Below are 16,435 nucleotides of genomic sequence, written 5' to 3'. Positions count from 1 at the left end.
GGCACGATGCTGTGGCTATGGATAGGGCTTCAGGCGCTGACGCTGATCGGCGTGCTGCTATATTGGCGGCATTTGCCCGCCGACGCCCAGGAGGATGCGCCCGATGGCGTCGTCATGCTGGTGTCGGTGCGGGACGATTGGGATGGCGGCGCGGCACTGATCGCGGGGTTGAAGGCGCAGACAGCGCGGTTCCGCTTGCTGATTTCGACATCGGGAGCCTGCCCGGCGGCGGAGGCTCTGGCGGCGGCGGAGGGCGAGTGGGTGCAGGTCGTCCATGCCGGTGTGGCGGAGGATGAGGGGCAGAAGGTCCATAAATTGCGCGCGGCGTTGCGGGCGTTGCGGGCGGAGGATCGCTTTTTGATATTCAGCGACGTGGACATAGTGCCGCCGGTGCGGATGGCGGGGCGGTTGCTGTTTCCGCTGGTGCGGGGGAAGGCGGACATCGTGACCGGCTATCGCCTGCTGCTGCCGGAAAATGGCGGCATGGCGGCGCTGGTCGGGGCAGTGGAAATGCAGCTGGCGACTTTGCCGCGATCAGCCAGTGCGACCATGCCATGGGGCGGGGCGATGGCGATGACGCGGGAGGTGGCCGACCGGCTGGATTTGGACGCGGTGCTGGCGGGGCGATTGTCCGACGATATGGCGATGGGGCAGGCGGGATGGCGCGCCGGGATGCGCTTGCGGCCGGTGCGCGATCTGCTGGTGGCGACGCCCATTGGCGGCGGGGTGGGCGATCTGCTGGGGTTTGGCGTGCGGCAATATCGGCATATCGCGACCAACAGCATTGGCATGTGGGCCGTCGCAACCGGCGTGGTGGGTTGCCAAGCGGCGGGGTGGCTGTGGGCGATCGGCTGGGGAGGATGGAGCGCGGTCGCGGTCGGCTATGGCATGGCATGGGGCCGGGCGCTGGTGCGGGCGCGGATCGTTGCGGCGGTGCTGGAGGACGGGCAGCGACGGGCGGCCTGGCGGTCGCTGGCGTGGGATGTGGTTGCGCCCTTTGCGGTGACATGGGCGCATCTGGTGGTGCAGGTCGCGGCGGTGGTGTCGCGGCGGATATGCTGGGGCGGATGGGATTATTGGGTGCGGCGTGGGAAGGTCGAGCGGATGGTGCGGGTGGGGTAGCGCGGCGGCTGCCCGAAGTTCACACTGTCGTGGGGCGATTTGGGCGAAATGCAACGGTAAAGCGCCGGTGAAGCTACGCAAAAGTAACGGCTGGGTTACGGTAAAGTGATAGATATGGCGCGCGGTTGCGGTCGGGCGTTGGCGTGGGCGCGCGGGAGGGATGTGGTGATCCATTGGATAGGTGGATCAGATGGGAGGCTAGTAGGGAAGGGGTAGTGTCGCCTTCTGGTCGATTGCGGAATGTCCGGTCACGGACGCACAAACAAAGATAGCTGCCGTCGCAGCGGCGTAAGCTTTTCAGACCACACAGCGCTCTGGTGACACTCCCCAATTTTGATTATAGAGAGCGCATCAGGAGGGCCAATCGTGCCGACATTAAACGTTTCTGATTTCTCCTGTTTGAAAGAAGCCACCTTCACGCTCTCGCGCGTGAATATCATCATTGGGCCTCAGGGCAGTGGAAAGAGCGTCACCACAAAACTCTTTTACTTTTTCACTGATATCTTATCAAACTGTATGCAGTATGCGGAGCGTGGGCAGAGCCTGGAAGAGGTCAAGCGCCAGCTGTCGAAGCAGTTCGTTTTGTGGTTCCCTCCCCAAGCTTGGGGACCGGGTCGATTCAATATTACCTACAGCGCAAACCTCTTCAGCGTTCGGATTCTTCGCAAGAAGAAAGCTATGCAGGTAAGCGATGAAGTCACGATAAAATTCTCGGACTGGTTCACTGGTTTCTACGAGGACATGCTGGAATCTTACGAGCAATCGAAGCCGGACGATGCTGACCTCAACCTGCAAGTATCAGCAGCAATTGATCGCCAGTGGCGCACCAGAGAGATTATCAGCCGCCGCCTGACGGGCGCCCTTGGGCCTGACTATCTGACCCAGCAAACATTTATCCCTGCTGGCAGGGCTTTCTTCACTAGCATTGGCCGTCTAGTAGCTGGTTTTGAGCAGGCGGGAAGCCTCGATCCGGTAACAGTCAAGTTTGCTAGGTTGTTCGCGAATCTACGAGATCGCAATGCTCACCGTTCCACGTTGAGAACCTCGCGGCTCGGCGAGGAGGCGGCCGCTCGGCGGACGTCCTTCATGGACAAGCTCTTCGGCGGGGAAATCAAATTTGAGAACGACACCGAGTTTGTCGAGACGCCCGACGGGCGTAAAATACCTTTCACTGCGCTTTCAAGCGGCCAGCAAGAACTTCTGCCAATGTGGTCCTTGATGGACTATTTTATCGAGCTAGATGCAATGGCTGGCGACCGCACATCACGCAGATTGAGGCATGAGCTAGTATACATCGAAGAACCAGAAGCGCACTTGTTCCCCTCCGCACAAAGTTTGCTTATGGAGTTTCTAATTGGATCGATCGTTTCCGAGCGAAGTAGGCGCAGTCTCATCATTACTACTCACAGCCCCTATATTATGTCCAAACTCAATCTTTTCCTGAAAGCTGGTCAGATTGCGCGACGAAAGAAGCGTAATTCGGAAGTGAATGAAGTAATTCCTAGAAACTGCTGGCTGAATGTTTCGCAGCTTACTGCGCTTTCTATCTCAGATGGGCAGCTGACTTCGCTTATAGACGACGAAGGGTTGATAGATGGCTGCTACCTCGATTCAATCTCGGAGGATCTCTCCAAGGATTTCACAAAGCTTCTGATGATCGAGAACGAAATCAGCAATGTCTAAACATTCTTGCACTAATACCGTCACGCATTCGAAAGTGAAGGTCGAGCAGCTGGGACGCAAAGCTGTTTTCCTCAATCCAGACAACCAGACCTTTGATGTCCACGAGGTTGATGGATGCCTTATCACTGATGGCCTGAGATCGGACTACATCGTTTCGAAGAAGGGTGTGGCCTCTGTCATCGTCGAACTGAAGGGCAAGGGCGTCGAACACGCCTGTAATCAACTCCTTGAGACAGTGAAGCACGAAGCGATCATACCGCTCCTTGAAAGCAAAGTAGGCTTTCTAGTTGTCTGTCGTCGTTTTCCGCGACACGATACATATGTGCGGCGAGCGCAATCTGCCATTATGAAGAAGTTCAAAACGGGCTTTCATATCGTTTGCGACCAGCGTGAATTGACGGTCGAAGGGGTGATTGATCCTCAAGGGCCATACTGATCCCTAGGGATAATGATAACCAGACCCGGCGAGTGTCAGCTCCTGAGAATAATGGATGGCGCGCTGAACGTCTCGAAGTGGCGCAAAGCCGACACTCGCCAAGCCCGCCCCCATCCTCACCCAACTTGAACAGTGCTTTTGGAAAAGGCATTTTTGTTCAATGACATGCACGCACCGGCGCGAGTGTTACCACTACATTTTTGGGTTTGGTTGAGCTTGCAGAGGCTCAGGTTCGCGGCGGCAGTTCGCTGATATTGGCCGGCAGCGCGATGCCGGTTGCCTTGAAGACATTCCCCACCTGGCCCGAAACGTGGGTGCGGGTGGTAATGACCTTGCCGTCCTTTTCGATGGTGGCTTCCTGAAGGCGATCGAGATCGTTGAGGAGCGGCTGCCATTCGGGCTGCAAGCCCTTTTCCTGACACAAGCGGGTCAGTTCCTTGGCCAGCGTCAGGGCCAGGAACGAGACAAACACATGGCCGCGGATAGCGGCATCGGACTGATGGAAGATGGGACGGGTATCGAAGCTCGCCTTGGCAACCCGGAACAGGGCCTCGACCTGAAGCAGGTCACGGTAGCGGATGACGGCCTGCAGCGGGGTGATCCGGGCATTGGTGCGCAGCACGCTGATGCCGTCGTAGCGCGCCTCGTCGGCAAGCTTTCCCATGTCGATCTCGAAGGTCTTGCCGCTGGCCTTGAGATAGCGGCGATAGGCTGAGTTACCGACCAGGGCCTTGTCGCCCTTCTTCAGCTGGGTTTGGAGGCCATCGATGATCGCTTGCCGGTCGGCCTTGTCCTTCCTTGCCTCAGCTTCGTTGAGCGTGACGACGTAGCGCTGGGCATCTGCGCCTTTGCCAACGCGCACTTCCTTGACCCACAGCTGGGTGTCTCCTGCCTGTCGCTCGAGGACCAGGGGCACCATCGGAGCAGTGTCGGCAAGCACGACATCGCGGATGACGTTGCTGGTGCGCTCTCGCGCACCCAGGATGTATTCCATCCCCAGCTCTTCAAGGGCGGCGATCGTACCGGCACTGATCATGCCGCGGTCGGCCACGACGCACGAGCGGGTTATCCCAAAGCGGGTACGCAGGCGCGTGACGATGGGCATGAGCACCTTCACGTCGGCCGTGTTGCCCGGGACCATCTCGGTGCAGATCGGACGCCCCTCGGCGTCGATCACCACGGCCAGGATCATCTGGGCAAGCTCGGGCCGGTGGTCCTTGGAATGACCACGCCGACCCAGCGTGTCGCCGCCTGCACCGTAGAACGAGAGCGACGTCGTATCCATGAACACCAGGCTGAGATCAGTGAACAGGTCCCGCCGGCGATCGAACAGCTTCTCCTCGATCACGTCCTTCACACAGCGAGGTGCCAATGCGCCTTCTGTCTTCTCCTCGATCTCCTCGCCGAGCCAGGCCATGGCGCGATAGAAGTGATGAAGGGCAAGATCCTCGCTGCCGTCGATGGCGTAGCTCTCCATCCAGTCCAGGCAGGCTCGGTCCGAGCCGGAGACAAACAGGCGGTGCAGTGTGGCGACAAACACGGCGCGCTCCACGGCAAAGCCGAACTGGCGGCCTTCCAGCACCTCTTCCATTACAGCATCGATGCCAAGCCGCTGCCACAGGCGCCCGAACAGCAGCGGACCGCCTATCCGGCGGGCTGCGATCCGGCCTGCATCAATGTCAGACAGAATGACACTGCGTCCCGCGTGACGTGCGATCGAGGCGGCCAGCCTGTCGAGTTCGCCACTGGCGGCCAGCACATCCTTACGGCCCAGAGCCTTGATCGTGCGCTGGCGGACGGCTTTGCCCTCGCGCACGCTCTCGACCAGGTACAGATAGCGGTGCCCGCGCGCGACTCGTTCGACGACATACATAGGCAGGTTGTTACTGCCTGCTCCCGTAAAAATAAACCAAGCCGCCAGTCACAGGCAAAATGTTGTTAGCACACCCGGTTTTGCCACCAAATCCACGCCCAGCAATATCAGATACTTACTAGCTCACGTTCTCTGCGTGTTCCGCTGGCACTGTTCAACTTGGGCCTCACGCACCGGACTGGACCCCGGCCTTCGCCGGGGTGCGGTGGAGTTGGGTTGGGGTTGGCTTGCTTGCCGCGTCTTTAGAACCCCGCTGGGAACGAGTGCGCGCCGTTGTCGCCGATGCGCAGGATCACTTTGCCTGCGACGGCGGCGATCGGCAGGTCGGCGTAGAGGTGGGGGAAGAGGGCGCCGCCGCGTGACTCTTCCCACCGGATTGCGTCGCGCACGGCGGCGAGGTCTATCATCAGCATGACGAGGCGGTCTTGTCCGGCGAAATGTTTGGCCACGGTTTCGGCGGCCTGATCGCGGGTGGACATGTGGATATAGCCGTCGGCCAGATCGACCGGGGCGCCTTTGAAAACGCCCTCGGTCTTGAACTGGTCATATTGCTCCGCCGTCAGGATTTTATAGGCGAAGAGGTCAGTCATGCTTCCGGCGTGGCTTCGACCGGAACGGCGTCATCGCTTTCCTCGATCTTGGCGGCGCTGACGACATGTTCGTCCTTCGCCACGTCGAACAGGCGGACGCCCGCCGAATTGCGGCCAATGACGCGCAGGCTTTCAAGGCCCATGCGGATGAGTTTGGCCTGATCGGTGACGAGCATCAACTGGTCGCCCTGAGTCGCGGCGAAGCTGGCGACGACGGGACCGTTGCGGTTGATATTGTCGATGTTGGTGATGCCCTGACCGCCGCGCCCGGTGCGGCGATAGTCATAGGCCGACGACAGCTTGCCATAGCCATTGGCGCAGACCGTCAGGATGAACTGTTCGTGTTCCTTCATATGGGCGAACATGGCCTGATCGGTCATTTCGCCTTCCTTTTCCGGCTTCCACGGGGCGAAGCGCAGATAATCCTCGCGCTGTTCCTGATCCGCGCCGGAACGGTGGAGGATGGAGAGCGAAATGACTTCGTCGTCGGCCTTGAGCGTCATGCCGCGCACGCCGGTCGAGGTGCGGCTCTGAAATTCGCGCACGTCGGTCGCGGCGAAGCGGATCGCCTTGCCCTGGCGCGTGGCGAGCAAGACGTCGTCGTCTTCGGACAGAAGGGCGACGCCGATCAGGCGATCGTCGGAGCCTTCGTCGAAGCGCATGGCGAGTTTGCCGTTGGATGGCACATTGGCGAAGGCGTCCATGCTGTTGCGGCGCACGGTGCCGTTCGCGGTGGCGAACATGACGTGCAGATCCTTCCAGCTATCCTCATCCTCCGGCAGAGGGAGGACGGTCTGAATGGTTTCGCCCGCCGCCAGCGGCAGCAGGTTGACCATCGGGCGACCGCGCGTGGCCGGGCCGCCTTCGGGCAGGCGCCACACTTTCATGCGATAGACTTTGCCGGCGGTCGAGAAGAAGAGGACCGGGGTGTGGGTGGAGGTCACGAACAGTTCGGTGATCGCATCCTCATCCTTGGTCGCCATGCCGGAGCGGCCCTTGCCCCCGCGCGCCTGCGCCCGGAAGCTTTCGAGCGGGGTGCGCTTGATATAGCCCTGCACGGTGACGGTGACGACCATCTCCTCACGCTCGATCAGATCCTCATCCTCTATCCCGTCGGCAGCGGCGGTGATTTCGGACAGGCGCGGGGTGGCAAATTCGCGCTCGATCGCTTCGAGTTCGCCGCGCATGACGGCGTAGAGTTTCACCCGGTCGCCCAGGATGGCGAGATATTCGGCGATGGCGGCGGCAAGTTCGGACAATTCCTTGCCGATTTCGTCGCGGCCCAGCGCGGTCAGGCGATGCAGGCGCAGGTCGAGGATGGCGCGGACCTGCACGTCCGACAGCTTGTAGAAGTCGCCCGAAATTTCGGTGTCGATGGCTTCGACCAGCTTGATATATTGGGCGATCTCCCCAATCGGCCATTCGCGCGTCAGCAGCTTTTCGCGGGCTTCGGCGGGGCTGGAGGAGCCGCGAATGATGCGGACCATTTCGTCCAGATTGCTGACCGCGACGACGAGGCCGAGCAAGATATGCGCCCGGTCGCGCGCCTTGTTCAGTTCAAACTTGGTGCGGCGGGTGATGACTTCTTCACGGAAGGTGATGAAGGCCGAGATGATGTCGCGCAGGCCCAGCAATTCGGGGCGGCCGCCGCGAATGGCCAGCATGTTGGCGGGGAAGCTGCATTGCGCGGGGGTGTTGCGCCACAATTGGTTGAGGACGACTTCGGGGGTGGCGTCGCGCTTCAAATCCATGACGATCCGCACGCCTTCGCGGCTGGATTCGTCGCGGATGTCGCTGATCCCCTCGATCCGCTTTTCCTTGGCGGCTTCGGCGATCTTTTCAACGAGGCCGTTCTTGCCAACCTGATAGGGGATTGCGGTCAGGACGATGGATTCACGGTCGCCGCGCCCGGTTTCGATCACATAGCGCGAGCGCATCATGATGGAGCCGCGCCCGGTGTGATAGGCGTTGCGCGCGCCCGACTGACCCAGGATCAGTGGCGCGGTGGGGAAATCGGGACCGGGGACGATGGCGATCAGTTCGTCGGTCGTGATGCCGGGATTGTCGATATAGGCAAGGCAGGCGCGCAGCACTTCGCCCAGATTGTGCGGCGGAATGTTGGTCGCCATGCCGACCGCGATGCCGCCCGCACCATTGACGAGCAGGTTGGGGAAGCGGGCGGGCAGAACCTGCGGCTCGCTTTCCGAAGCGTCATAGTTGGGCGTGAAATCGACGGTGTCCTTGTCGAGATCCTCCAGCAGGGCGTTGGCGACCTTGGCCAGGCGCGCTTCGGTATAGCGCATCGCGGCTGGCGGATCGGGATCCATGGAACCGAAATTGCCCTGACCGTCGATCAGCGGCACGCGCATCGACCAGTCCTGCGTCATGCGGGCCAAGGCGTCGTAGATCGAGCTGTCGCCATGGGGGTGATATTTACCCATGACTTCACCGACCAGACGGGCGGATTTGCGATAGGGGCGGTTGTAGACGAAGCCCGATTCCTGGGCCGAGAACAGAATACGGCGATGGACCGGCTTCAACCCGTCGCGCACGTCGGGCAGGGCGCGGGACACGATGACCGACATGGCATAGTCGAGATAGCTGGCCTTCATCTCCTCCACGATGGAGATGGGGCTGATGTCCGAAGGGTCGGCGAGGACAGTCTCGTCGGTCAAGGCGATTCTCTTTTATAACGGATATGGAAGTGTTGCCCGATCCCTAGCCCAGCGAAACAAATCTGTCACCCCTCGCGCGCGCTCCCGCGCCTATGCGCGGGATACAAAGGGGGGAGGCGCGCCGTGTTTGTCGCAAGGGAACGAAGCGCGCGCATGACAGTTGCAAGATCCGCCGATATAGGCTTGTTCAATGCCCATTCACGCGCCGACCCCTAATCGGCGCATAACAGCCCAAAGGTCGCCTGATGTCCCCCGTCAGGTGCGTAGAGGAGACGAGAAACATGCGTTTTGTAACCCCGGTGGCGCTCGCGCTGGCTTTGGCGATGACCGGCGGCGCGATCAGTGCGCCAGCCTTTGCCGCGAAGAAGGAAGAGAAGAAGGCCGGGCCGAAGCTGAATGTTTCGCCTGAAGTCATCAAGTCGTTGCAGGTCGCGCAGAAAGCCGCCGAAGCGCAGGATTTCGCCGGTGCCAAGGCTGCGCTGGCCGATGCGGACACCAAGGCCGTGAGCAATGACGACAAATATCAGATCGGCGCGATCAAGCTGAACACGTCGATCGGTGCGAAGGATGCCGCGCTTCAGAGCGAGGCGCTGACCCAGATGCTGGACAGCGGCCTGACCCCGCCGGAGCAGGCCGGCCAGTTCAATGCGATCGCCGCCGATCAGGCGATGGGCGCGAAGAATTACGATCTGGCGATCAAGCGTGGCCAGGCGGCGCTGGCGGCTGGCTACAAGCCCGAAGCCGTCAATCCGACGATTGCGCAGGCCTATTTCGGTAAGGCGGGGACCGCCAACCCATCGGTCGAGCCGCAGCGTTCGCTCAACCAGCAGGGTCTGGCCGCGCTGAAAGCGGCTGCCGACGCGATGAAGGCGGCGGGTCAGCAGCCGCCCGCCCAATGGTATCAGATCGGCGTCAGCCGCGCCGCGACGGCCAAGCTGCCCGAAGTGACCGAATGGGCGAAGGCGGCCTATGCCGCGCAGCCGAGCGGTGAAAATCTGCGCACGCTTATTCGCCTGTTCCAGCAGGCCAACCCCAATATCTCCAACCGCGAAAATCTGGACGTGCTGCGCCTGATGGCGGCATCGGGCGGTCTGGTGGTTGCAGGCGATTTCGTGGAATATGCCGAAACCGCATCGAAGCTGGGCATTTATGGCGAGGTCAAGTCGGCGATCGACGCGGGCCGGGCCAAGGGTGCAGTGAGCGCGTCGCAGGGTAGTGAAACCTATCAGGCGGCCGTGGCCAAGATCTCGGGCGACAAGTCGACGCTGGGTGCGGCGGAAGCCGATGCGAAGAAGGCAGCCAACGGCAAGATCGCAGCGGCGACCGCCGACGCTTATCTTGGCTATGGCGATTATGCCAAGGCGGCGTCGATGTTCGACCTGGCCAAGCAGAAGGGCGGCGTCGATGCCGACGAAGTCAGCACCCGCATGGGCATTGCCAAGACGCTGGGCGGCGACCTGCCGGCGGCCAAGGCTGCGTTCCAGTCGGTTCAGGGCGGCGCGCGCAAGCAGATAGCCGACCTGTGGATCGCCTATCTGGCCACCAAGGGCGCCTGACCGTAAAGCGCGCCGCCGCCCACGCGGCGACGGCGCGCATTGCATAATATTTTATTTTGGGGAGGCCACAGGCAGCCATGCGTTTTCGTGCGATTATTTCCACTGGGCTGCCTCTTGCCATCGTCGGCGTGTTGCTGGCTTCATCCCCTGCCATGGCCAAGAAGAAGGTGCCGGCCGGGCCAGTCATCGCCATGTCCGACACGTTCCGCGCCAGCGTGACGCAGGCGCAGGCCGCGTTGCGAGCGGGTGATCTGGCGACGGCCGGGGCGCGGATCGGCACATTGTCGCCGACCAATGATTTCGAGACTTATGCCGTGGCCGGTCTGCGGCTGGAACTGGCGACCAAGCGGCGCGATGCGCAGGCGCAGCGGGTTGCGCTGACCGACCTGTTCAAGACGAGCGCCGTGCCAAAGAGTGACGCGCCGCGTTTGCGCTATGTCGCGGGCTATCTGTCCTATGTCGTGGGCAATTATGACGATGCGACAGCGCAGCTCGATTACGCCAAGACACTGGGTTATGGCGGTGTCGATGCACTGTTGCTGCGCGCGGACATTGCGTTGCGCCGGAACAAGCCCAAGGACGCACGGGTTTTCGTGCGCGAGGCGCTGGCCCAGCAGCGCGCGTCGGGGCAGCCGGTGCCGATCGCGTGGATCGACCGGGCGATTGCCATGGCCTATCAGGCGGGCGACTGGCCCGAAGTCGGGCAGTTGTATCGCGAGCGGCTGGCGCAGGCGGGCGGGCGTGAGGAATGGCGTTCGGCGTTGACCAACTATCTGGCCGCAGCGTCCGTGGACACGCAGTTGCAACTGGACCTGTACCGATTGCAGGCCGCCAATGGCGCAATGGCCAGCGAGCGCGACTATCAGGCCTATGCGCAACTGGCCGACAAGTCGGGCTATTATGCCGAGAGCAAGGCAATCATCGAAGCCGGACGCAAAGCGGGCAAGCTGACCGCGACCCAGCCGACCACGAGCGCCCTGTTGAAGGCCGTGACGCCCAAGGCGACGAAGGAAATCGCCGGGATGCCCGCTATGGCCAAGAAAGCGGCGGCAGCGGCGACCGGCAAGGAAGCGCTGGCGGCGGGCGATGGCTATGCCGCGCTGGCGCAATATCCTCAGGCGGTCGAGCAATATCGGATCGCGCTGACCAAGGGTGGCGTGGATGCAGGCCGGGTCAACGCCCGGCTGGGCGTGGCACTGGCGCGGTCGGGCGACCTGACCGGCGCGCAGGCCGCACTGGCGCAGGCGGACGGTGCTTGGGCCAGCGTTGCGGGATTTTGGTCGGTATGGGTGGATCAGCAGAGCCGCAAGGCGGCTTGAGGGGGGGCTCCTGTGAGGCAGGGCTATCGCATATGGAATAGCGCCCCCTTCATTTGTCACCCTGAACTTGTTTCAGCATCCATTTTTCGAGAAAAAGCAATTGCTTGAAACGAGAAATGGATGCTGAAACAAGTTCAGCATGACGTATGAGGTAAGAGTGCAAACCCATATTCGATAGACCTCCCCCCACAGGGGAGAATCTTAGTAAATCTTCCCCGGCGCATCACACCGGCAGCGGGACGCCCGGCAGGTTTTTGGACGTGCGGATCGTCAGCGATGTCTTGACGCTGACGACGTTGGGGGCGGGGGTGAGTTTGGAGGTCAGGAACTGCTGGAAACTTTGCAGATCCTTTGCCACCACCTTGAGAATGAAGTCGATTTCGCCGTTCAGCATATGACATTCGCGCACTTCGGGAAGCGTGGCGACATGATCCTGAAACGCCTTGAGGTCTGCTTCCGCCTGGCTTTTCAGGCTGACCATCGCGAACACGGTGATGGTGTAACCCAGCATCCCCGGATCCACCACGGCATGGTAGGAGGTGATTGCCCCTGCTTCCTCCAGCGCGCGGACGCGGCGCAGGCAAGGGGGGGCGGTCAGGCCGACTTTACGCGCCAGTTCCACATTGGTCATTCTGCCATCCTGCTGCAATTCGCCCAGGATTTGCAGGTCGATGTCGTCGATATTCGGGCCGGCCATTATTACGATTATTTCCTGTCCTGTTTACCCGCGCCATCATAATAATGTTTCAGGGCAATGCAATTGTCCCACTATGCGACGATCGCTTTCGTTCGCGTGTCCCGCCCCTTTTCCTTTCGGATGCGAACGCTTATCGGTAGAGGCAAGAGTGCCGCGATGCGTGGTGGATGATCGGCCTGTCGCGGGCGGCATATAAGGATTTGCGGTGCGTTTCAACGATCTGATGCAGACAGTGCTGGCGGCTGATGACCGGGCCGGTCTGGGCGCGGTGACGTTGTGGCGTCAGTGCGTCGACCTGCTGGCGCAGCAGGACCGGGCGGATCGGCCGGGCCTGGCCGCCGATGAGCGGGGGCAATTGCTGGAACGGATGGCGCAATTGCGGCCCAAGCTGTCGGAAACGCAGCGAATCGCGACAGTGGTGGAACTGGGGCAGCGATTGCGGTCGGCCAGCCTGGTCGAATTTTTCGCAGGTGATCGGCCGTCGATTGCAGCGGCGGCGATCGCGCGGGCGCAGTTGCCCGATGCGGTGTGGGCCGGGATGTTGCCCGCGTTGAACCCCACGGCGCGCGGCGTGCTGCGCGGACGGCGCGATGTCGGGCCGCAGACGCGGCTGGCGCTGGAAGCGTTCGGATCGTCCGATCTGGTGCTGACGACGGTGCGCGAGGATATGGTCGGCGAAGCCGACATGTGGTTGACGCAGGATATGGTGGCCCCGGCGGCGGCACCTGCGGCCCCGGCCCCGGCGGCGGCGGTCGAAGCGCCGGTCGCCACGGTGACGGCGCTGCACCCGCCCCGGCGCGACGAGGACCAGATCCGCAATCTGGTGGACCGGATCGCCCGCTTTACCAGCACGCGGCAGCCGCCGGTATCGCCACCGGTATCGAGCGTGGCGACCGAGGATGCGGCGCAGGCGGTGCCGGGCGCCTTTGCGTTTGAAACCGATGCGGTCGGCATGATGATGTGGGTGGATCAGGGACCGCGCGCGGCGCTGATCGGGCTGTCGCTGGGCGATGTTGCGCTGAACGGCGAGAGCGGGCCGGACGGCCATGTCGCGGGTGCTTTTGCCCGGCGCAGCGGGTTTCAGAATGGGCGCTTCGCCATCGTCGGGGGGGCAATGGCGGGGGAGTGGCGGCTGTCGGCTACGCCTTTCTTCGATCCGCGATCGGGGCGGTTTCAGGGGTATCGCGGGCAGGCGCGCCGCCCCTATCTGCATGAAGTCGCGGCCCGGCCCGCTGCCGCGTCGCCCATGGCGATCCACGGTTTGCCGACCGATTCCCTGCGCCAGCTGGTGCATGAACTGCGCACGCCGCTAAATGCGATATTGGGCTTTGCCGAGATTATCGAGCAGGAATTATTCGGTGCGGCAGGCGATGTCTATCGCGACATGGCGGGCAAGATCGCCGTCGATGCGCGCCATTTGCTGGTGGCGTTCGATGATCTGGACCTGGCGGCGCGGGTATCACGCGGGGAGCAGGGCGGCGTGGCGCAACGGATCGACCCGGCGCTGATGATCGCGCAGGTGGCGGCGCGTTTCTGCGATTCGGCGGGGGGATGCCCGGTCGATATTGCGATGGAATCGGAACTGCCGCCGCTGTGCATCGACCCGGTGCAGGGCGAGCGGATGGTCCAGCATCTGTTGCGCACGGTGATTTCGATCGCGCCGGTGGGCGAGGCCGTGACCGGGAGCTGCTGGTTCCACCCCGATGGTGGCGAGGGGCGCGTGGTCCTGGCGATCGACCGGCCGAGCAGTCTGGACGGGATGGAAGAAGCGCAATTGCTCGATCCGGGCTATACGTCCGATGGCGACTGGGCGGACGGGCCATTGCTGGGGCTGGGCTTTTCGCTGCGGCTGATCCGCAGTCTGGCGGGGGCATGTGGCGGTAGTCTGGACGTGGAGGCCGAGCGGCTATTGCTGTCGATACCCGCCGTGGCGGCGATGGAAGATGCGGCTGACATCGGTTGAGGGGAAACCCTATCGCAACCATTATGCGCTAGGCGAGGGATCATGAATTGTCCCCCTGACCATGACGGCAACCTGCTGACGGCGCCATTGCCGCAGGACATGATTGCCATCGACCCGGCATTCGGCACGCGCTTCATGCTGTTTGTCGATACCGAAGAAGAGTTTGACTGGGATGCGCCGTTCAGCCGGACCGGGCATGGCGTGACCGCGCTGGCCGGGATGGCGCGGGGGCAGGCATATTTTGCGGCCGCCGGGGTGAAGCCGGTCTATGTCACGGACTATCCGGTGGTGGATTGCGATGCCGCCGCCGATATGATGGGCCAGTGGGTGGCGGACGGCACGGCGGACATTGGCGCGCACCTGCATCCATGGGTCAATCCGCCCCATGTCGAGGATGTGAGCGCAGCCAACAGCTATGTCGGTTTCCTGCCCGAAGCGGTCGAGCGGGCCAAGCTGGAAGCGCTGTGCCGCCGGATCGAGGAACGGTTCGGGGCGCGGCCCATTGCCTATCGTGCGGGGCGTTACGGGGTTGGCCCCAATAGTGCGCAGTTGCTGGAGGAGGCCGGTTTCCGGCTGGACAGTTCGGTGCGCAGCCGGTTCGATTACAGTCATCAGCATGGCCCGGATTTTTGCGGGTTGCCGCAAGACCCCTATTGGGCGGGGCCGGGGCGGACGCTGATGGAATTGCCGCTGTCGACGGCCTTTGTCGGATTGCTGCGCGGGGGCGGCGAAAGATTGTATCGCGCGGCGCAGACGATGGGACCGCTGGCAGGGGCATTGTCGCGGGCGCGGATGTTGAGCCGGGTGCCGCTGACGCCCGAAGGCATATCGGCAAGCGAAGCGATCGCAGCGATCGACGCGCTGATGGCCGAAGGAGTCAGGGTGCTGAATTTCAGTTTTCATTCGCCCACGCTGGAGCCGGGACATACGCCCTATGTGCGGGACGAGGCGGACAGGACGGCATTTTATGGCTGGTGGGACGCGGTGCTGGCGCATCTGGCGCGGCGGGGCGTGAGGGCGGCGAGCCTGGACCAGCTATTGTGTGCCGTGCCGATGCGGATCGAGGCTTGCCAAGCGGCGTGATGCTGCCTAATCGGGCGTGCGTCGACAAGGTGGGGCCTGTAGCTCAACTGGTTAGAGCAGTCCGCTCATAACGGATTGGTTGCGGGTTCAAGTCCTGCCGGGCCCACCAACTTCCCGATCGCGCATTTCCGATACATATGAAAAAAGCGCCGGAACCTTGGTCCCGGCGCTTGATGGTGTGTGTGTCGTGGCGGCTTTTACAGCGCAGCCTTGAGCGCGTCGACCAGGTCGGTCTTTTCCCAGGGGAAGAAGTCGCCGTCGGGCTGGCGGCCGAAATGGCCGTAGGCGGCGGTTTTCTGATAGATCGGCTTGTTGAGGCCCAGATGGGTGCGGATACCCTTGGGCGTCAGGCGGACGAGCGTTGGCAGGACGGCTTCGATCGCGGAGGCTTCGACCGTGCCGGTGCCGTGCAGGTCGACATAGAGCGAGAGCGGTTCGGCGACGCCGATGGCGTAGCTGAGCTGGATCGTGCAGCGGCGCGCAAGCCCGGCGGCGACGATATTCTTGGCCATGTAGCGGGTGATATAGGCGGCCGAACGGTCCACCTTGGTCGGATCCTTGCCGCTGAACGCGCCGCCGCCATGGGGCGATGCGCCGCCATAGGTATCCACGATGATCTTGCGCCCGGTCAGGCCCGCATCGCCATCCGGCCCGCCGATTTCGAACAGGCCGGTGGGGTTGACGTAAATCTGTGCGTCGTCGGGCAGCCAGCCTTCGGGCAGGATGTCGGCCATCACGCCCTTGACATAGCTGCGCAGTTTGGCGCGGCTGTCGTCATTGTCCATGCCCGCAGCGTGCTGGGTCGAGACGACCAGCGCGGTGGCGCGGACCGGCTTTTCATCGACATATTCCAGCGTGACCTGGCTCTTGGCGTCGGGTTCGAGGAAGTCCACGACCTTGTTGTGACGGTCATGGGCGAGGCGTTCGAGGATCTTGTGGCTGTAATAGAGCGTGGCGGGCATGAGGTCGGGGGTTTCGTCCGACGCATAGCCGAACATGATCCCCTGATCGCCTGCGCCTTCATCCTTGTTGCCGCTTTCATCGACGCCCTGCGCGATGTGGGCGGACTGGCCGTGGAGGTTGTTTTCGAAGCGGAAGGTCTGCCAGTGGAAGCCGTCCTGCTCATAACCGATGCGGCGCACGGTTTCGCGCACGGTCGCTTCGATTTCTTCCTGTGCGCCCGGCGCCCATGCGCCATTTTCATAGACGCCCTTGCAGCGGATTTCGCCCGCCAGCACGACCAACTGGGTCGTGGTCAGGGTTTCGCAGGCGATACGGGCTTCTGGGTCTTTCGACAGGAACAGGTCGACGATGGCGTCGGAAATCTGGTCCGCGACCTTGTCGGGATGGCCTTCGGATACGGATTCCGAGGTGAAGAGATAATGGCTACGCATGGGACTCCCGTAAGACGCTTTGGGCAAGTTCGATATAAAGAATT

At 62.3% G+C, this 16,435-nt stretch carries 12 protein-coding genes and 1 tRNA gene; 8 read left to right on the top strand and 5 right to left on the bottom strand.

Annotated features, from left to right (window positions below):
- The first annotated feature begins 6 nt into the window (after positions 1-6).
- The 3 genes from SPBM01_RS07155 to SPBM01_RS07145 all read left to right on the top strand — a co-directional run bounded on the left by SPBM01_RS07155 (position 7) and on the right by SPBM01_RS07145 (position 3,241).
- Positions 7-1,122, top strand: a complete 1,116-nt coding sequence (locus tag SPBM01_RS07155) for a glycosyltransferase (protein WP_188064644.1) — start codon at positions 7-9, stop codon at positions 1,120-1,122.
- A 366-nt stretch (positions 1,123-1,488) separates the two neighbouring features.
- Entirely contained in the window at positions 1,489-2,805 is a 1,317-nt protein-coding gene (locus SPBM01_RS07150; RefSeq protein WP_188064643.1) for an AAA family ATPase, read from the top strand.
- On the top strand, positions 2,798-3,241 hold the full coding sequence (locus tag SPBM01_RS07145) for a hypothetical protein (protein WP_188064642.1): 444 nt from the start codon (positions 2,798-2,800) through the stop codon (positions 3,239-3,241). The genes SPBM01_RS07150 and SPBM01_RS07145 overlap by 8 nt, the downstream gene beginning before the upstream one ends.
- Before the next feature lie 226 nt (positions 3,242-3,467).
- Here the strand turns inward: SPBM01_RS07145 and SPBM01_RS07140 are convergent, their stop codons facing one another.
- The 3 genes from SPBM01_RS07140 to gyrA all read right to left on the bottom strand — a co-directional run bounded on the left by SPBM01_RS07140 (position 3,468) and on the right by gyrA (position 8,379).
- Positions 3,468-5,114, bottom strand: a complete 1,647-nt coding sequence (locus SPBM01_RS07140) for an IS1634 family transposase (RefSeq protein WP_188063842.1) — start codon at positions 5,112-5,114, stop codon at positions 3,468-3,470.
- 242 nt (positions 5,115-5,356) lie between these two features.
- Positions 5,357-5,704 (bottom strand): DUF952 domain-containing protein, encoded by a 348-nt coding sequence (locus SPBM01_RS07135; protein WP_188064641.1) that lies wholly within the window; start codon positions 5,702-5,704, stop codon positions 5,357-5,359.
- Complete coding sequence (gyrA, locus tag SPBM01_RS07130) at positions 5,701-8,379, bottom strand: DNA gyrase subunit A (RefSeq protein WP_188064640.1); 2,679 nt, start codon at positions 8,377-8,379, stop codon at positions 5,701-5,703. Before gyrA ends, SPBM01_RS07135 begins: the two co-directional genes overlap by 4 nt.
- A 281-nt stretch (positions 8,380-8,660) precedes the next feature.
- Here gyrA and SPBM01_RS07125 point away from each other — a divergent pair, with 281 nt between their 5' ends.
- Positions 8,661-9,935: a hypothetical protein gene (locus tag SPBM01_RS07125; protein ID WP_188064639.1), complete on the top strand. Its 1,275-nt coding sequence runs from the start codon at positions 8,661-8,663 to the stop codon at positions 9,933-9,935.
- A 77-nt stretch (positions 9,936-10,012) separates the two neighbouring features.
- Positions 10,013-11,254: a hypothetical protein gene (locus tag SPBM01_RS07120; RefSeq protein WP_188064638.1), complete on the top strand. Its 1,242-nt coding sequence runs from the start codon at positions 10,013-10,015 to the stop codon at positions 11,252-11,254.
- Between the two features lie 223 nt (positions 11,255-11,477).
- Here SPBM01_RS07120 and SPBM01_RS07115 read toward each other — a convergent pair whose 3' ends face one another.
- Positions 11,478-11,951, bottom strand: a complete 474-nt coding sequence (locus SPBM01_RS07115) for an Lrp/AsnC family transcriptional regulator (RefSeq protein WP_188064637.1) — start codon at positions 11,949-11,951, stop codon at positions 11,478-11,480.
- Between the two features lie 205 nt (positions 11,952-12,156).
- Between SPBM01_RS07115 and SPBM01_RS07110 the strand changes: the two genes are divergently transcribed.
- The 3 genes from SPBM01_RS07110 to SPBM01_RS07100 all read left to right on the top strand — a co-directional run bounded on the left by SPBM01_RS07110 (position 12,157) and on the right by SPBM01_RS07100 (position 15,106).
- The gene (locus SPBM01_RS07110) at positions 12,157-13,914 is read left to right on the top strand and encodes a sensor histidine kinase (protein ID WP_262504350.1); all 1,758 of its coding nucleotides are present in this window, start codon (positions 12,157-12,159) and stop codon (positions 13,912-13,914) included.
- A gap of 42 nt (positions 13,915-13,956) precedes the next feature.
- A complete protein-coding gene (locus tag SPBM01_RS07105) occupies positions 13,957-14,997 on the top strand; it encodes a polysaccharide deacetylase family protein (protein ID WP_188064636.1) in 1,041 nt (346 codons plus the stop codon).
- Between the two features lie 32 nt (positions 14,998-15,029).
- A tRNA-Ile gene (locus SPBM01_RS07100) sits at positions 15,030-15,106 on the top strand.
- 88 nt (positions 15,107-15,194) lie between these two features.
- Here SPBM01_RS07100 and metK read toward each other — a convergent pair.
- A complete protein-coding gene (gene metK / locus SPBM01_RS07095) occupies positions 15,195-16,391 on the bottom strand; it encodes a methionine adenosyltransferase (protein ID WP_188064635.1) in 1,197 nt (398 codons plus the stop codon).
- Between the last annotated feature and the right edge of the window lie 44 nt (positions 16,392-16,435).

The organism is Sphingobium sp. KCTC 72723 (assembly GCF_014280435.1).
In the GTDB taxonomy this organism is placed as follows: Bacteria; Pseudomonadota; Alphaproteobacteria; order Sphingomonadales; family Sphingomonadaceae; genus Sphingobium.
This window is presented reverse-complemented; position numbering and strand designations above follow the sequence as displayed.

Excerpts from the sequence above, each read along its gene's own strand:
- SPBM01_RS07155 (WP_188064644.1), top strand. The coding sequence starts at position 7 with ATGCTGTGGCTATGGATAGGGCTTCAGGCGCTGACGCTGATCGGCGTG.
- SPBM01_RS07145 (WP_188064642.1), top strand. The coding sequence starts at position 2,798 with ATGTCTAAACATTCTTGCACTAATACCGTCACGCATTCGAAAGTGAAG.
- SPBM01_RS07140 (WP_188063842.1), bottom strand. The coding sequence starts at position 5,114 with ATGTATGTCGTCGAACGAGTCGCGCGCGGGCACCGCTATCTGTACCTG.
- SPBM01_RS07135 (WP_188064641.1), bottom strand. The coding sequence starts at position 5,704 with ATGACTGACCTCTTCGCCTATAAAATCCTGACGGCGGAGCAATATGAC.
- SPBM01_RS07125 (WP_188064639.1), top strand. The coding sequence starts at position 8,661 with ATGCGTTTTGTAACCCCGGTGGCGCTCGCGCTGGCTTTGGCGATGACC.
- SPBM01_RS07120 (WP_188064638.1), top strand. The coding sequence starts at position 10,013 with ATGCGTTTTCGTGCGATTATTTCCACTGGGCTGCCTCTTGCCATCGTC.
- SPBM01_RS07115 (WP_188064637.1), bottom strand. The coding sequence starts at position 11,951 with ATGGCCGGCCCGAATATCGACGACATCGACCTGCAAATCCTGGGCGAA.
- SPBM01_RS07105 (WP_188064636.1), top strand. The coding sequence starts at position 13,957 with ATGAATTGTCCCCCTGACCATGACGGCAACCTGCTGACGGCGCCATTG.
- metK (WP_188064635.1), bottom strand. The coding sequence starts at position 16,391 with ATGCGTAGCCATTATCTCTTCACCTCGGAATCCGTATCCGAAGGCCAT.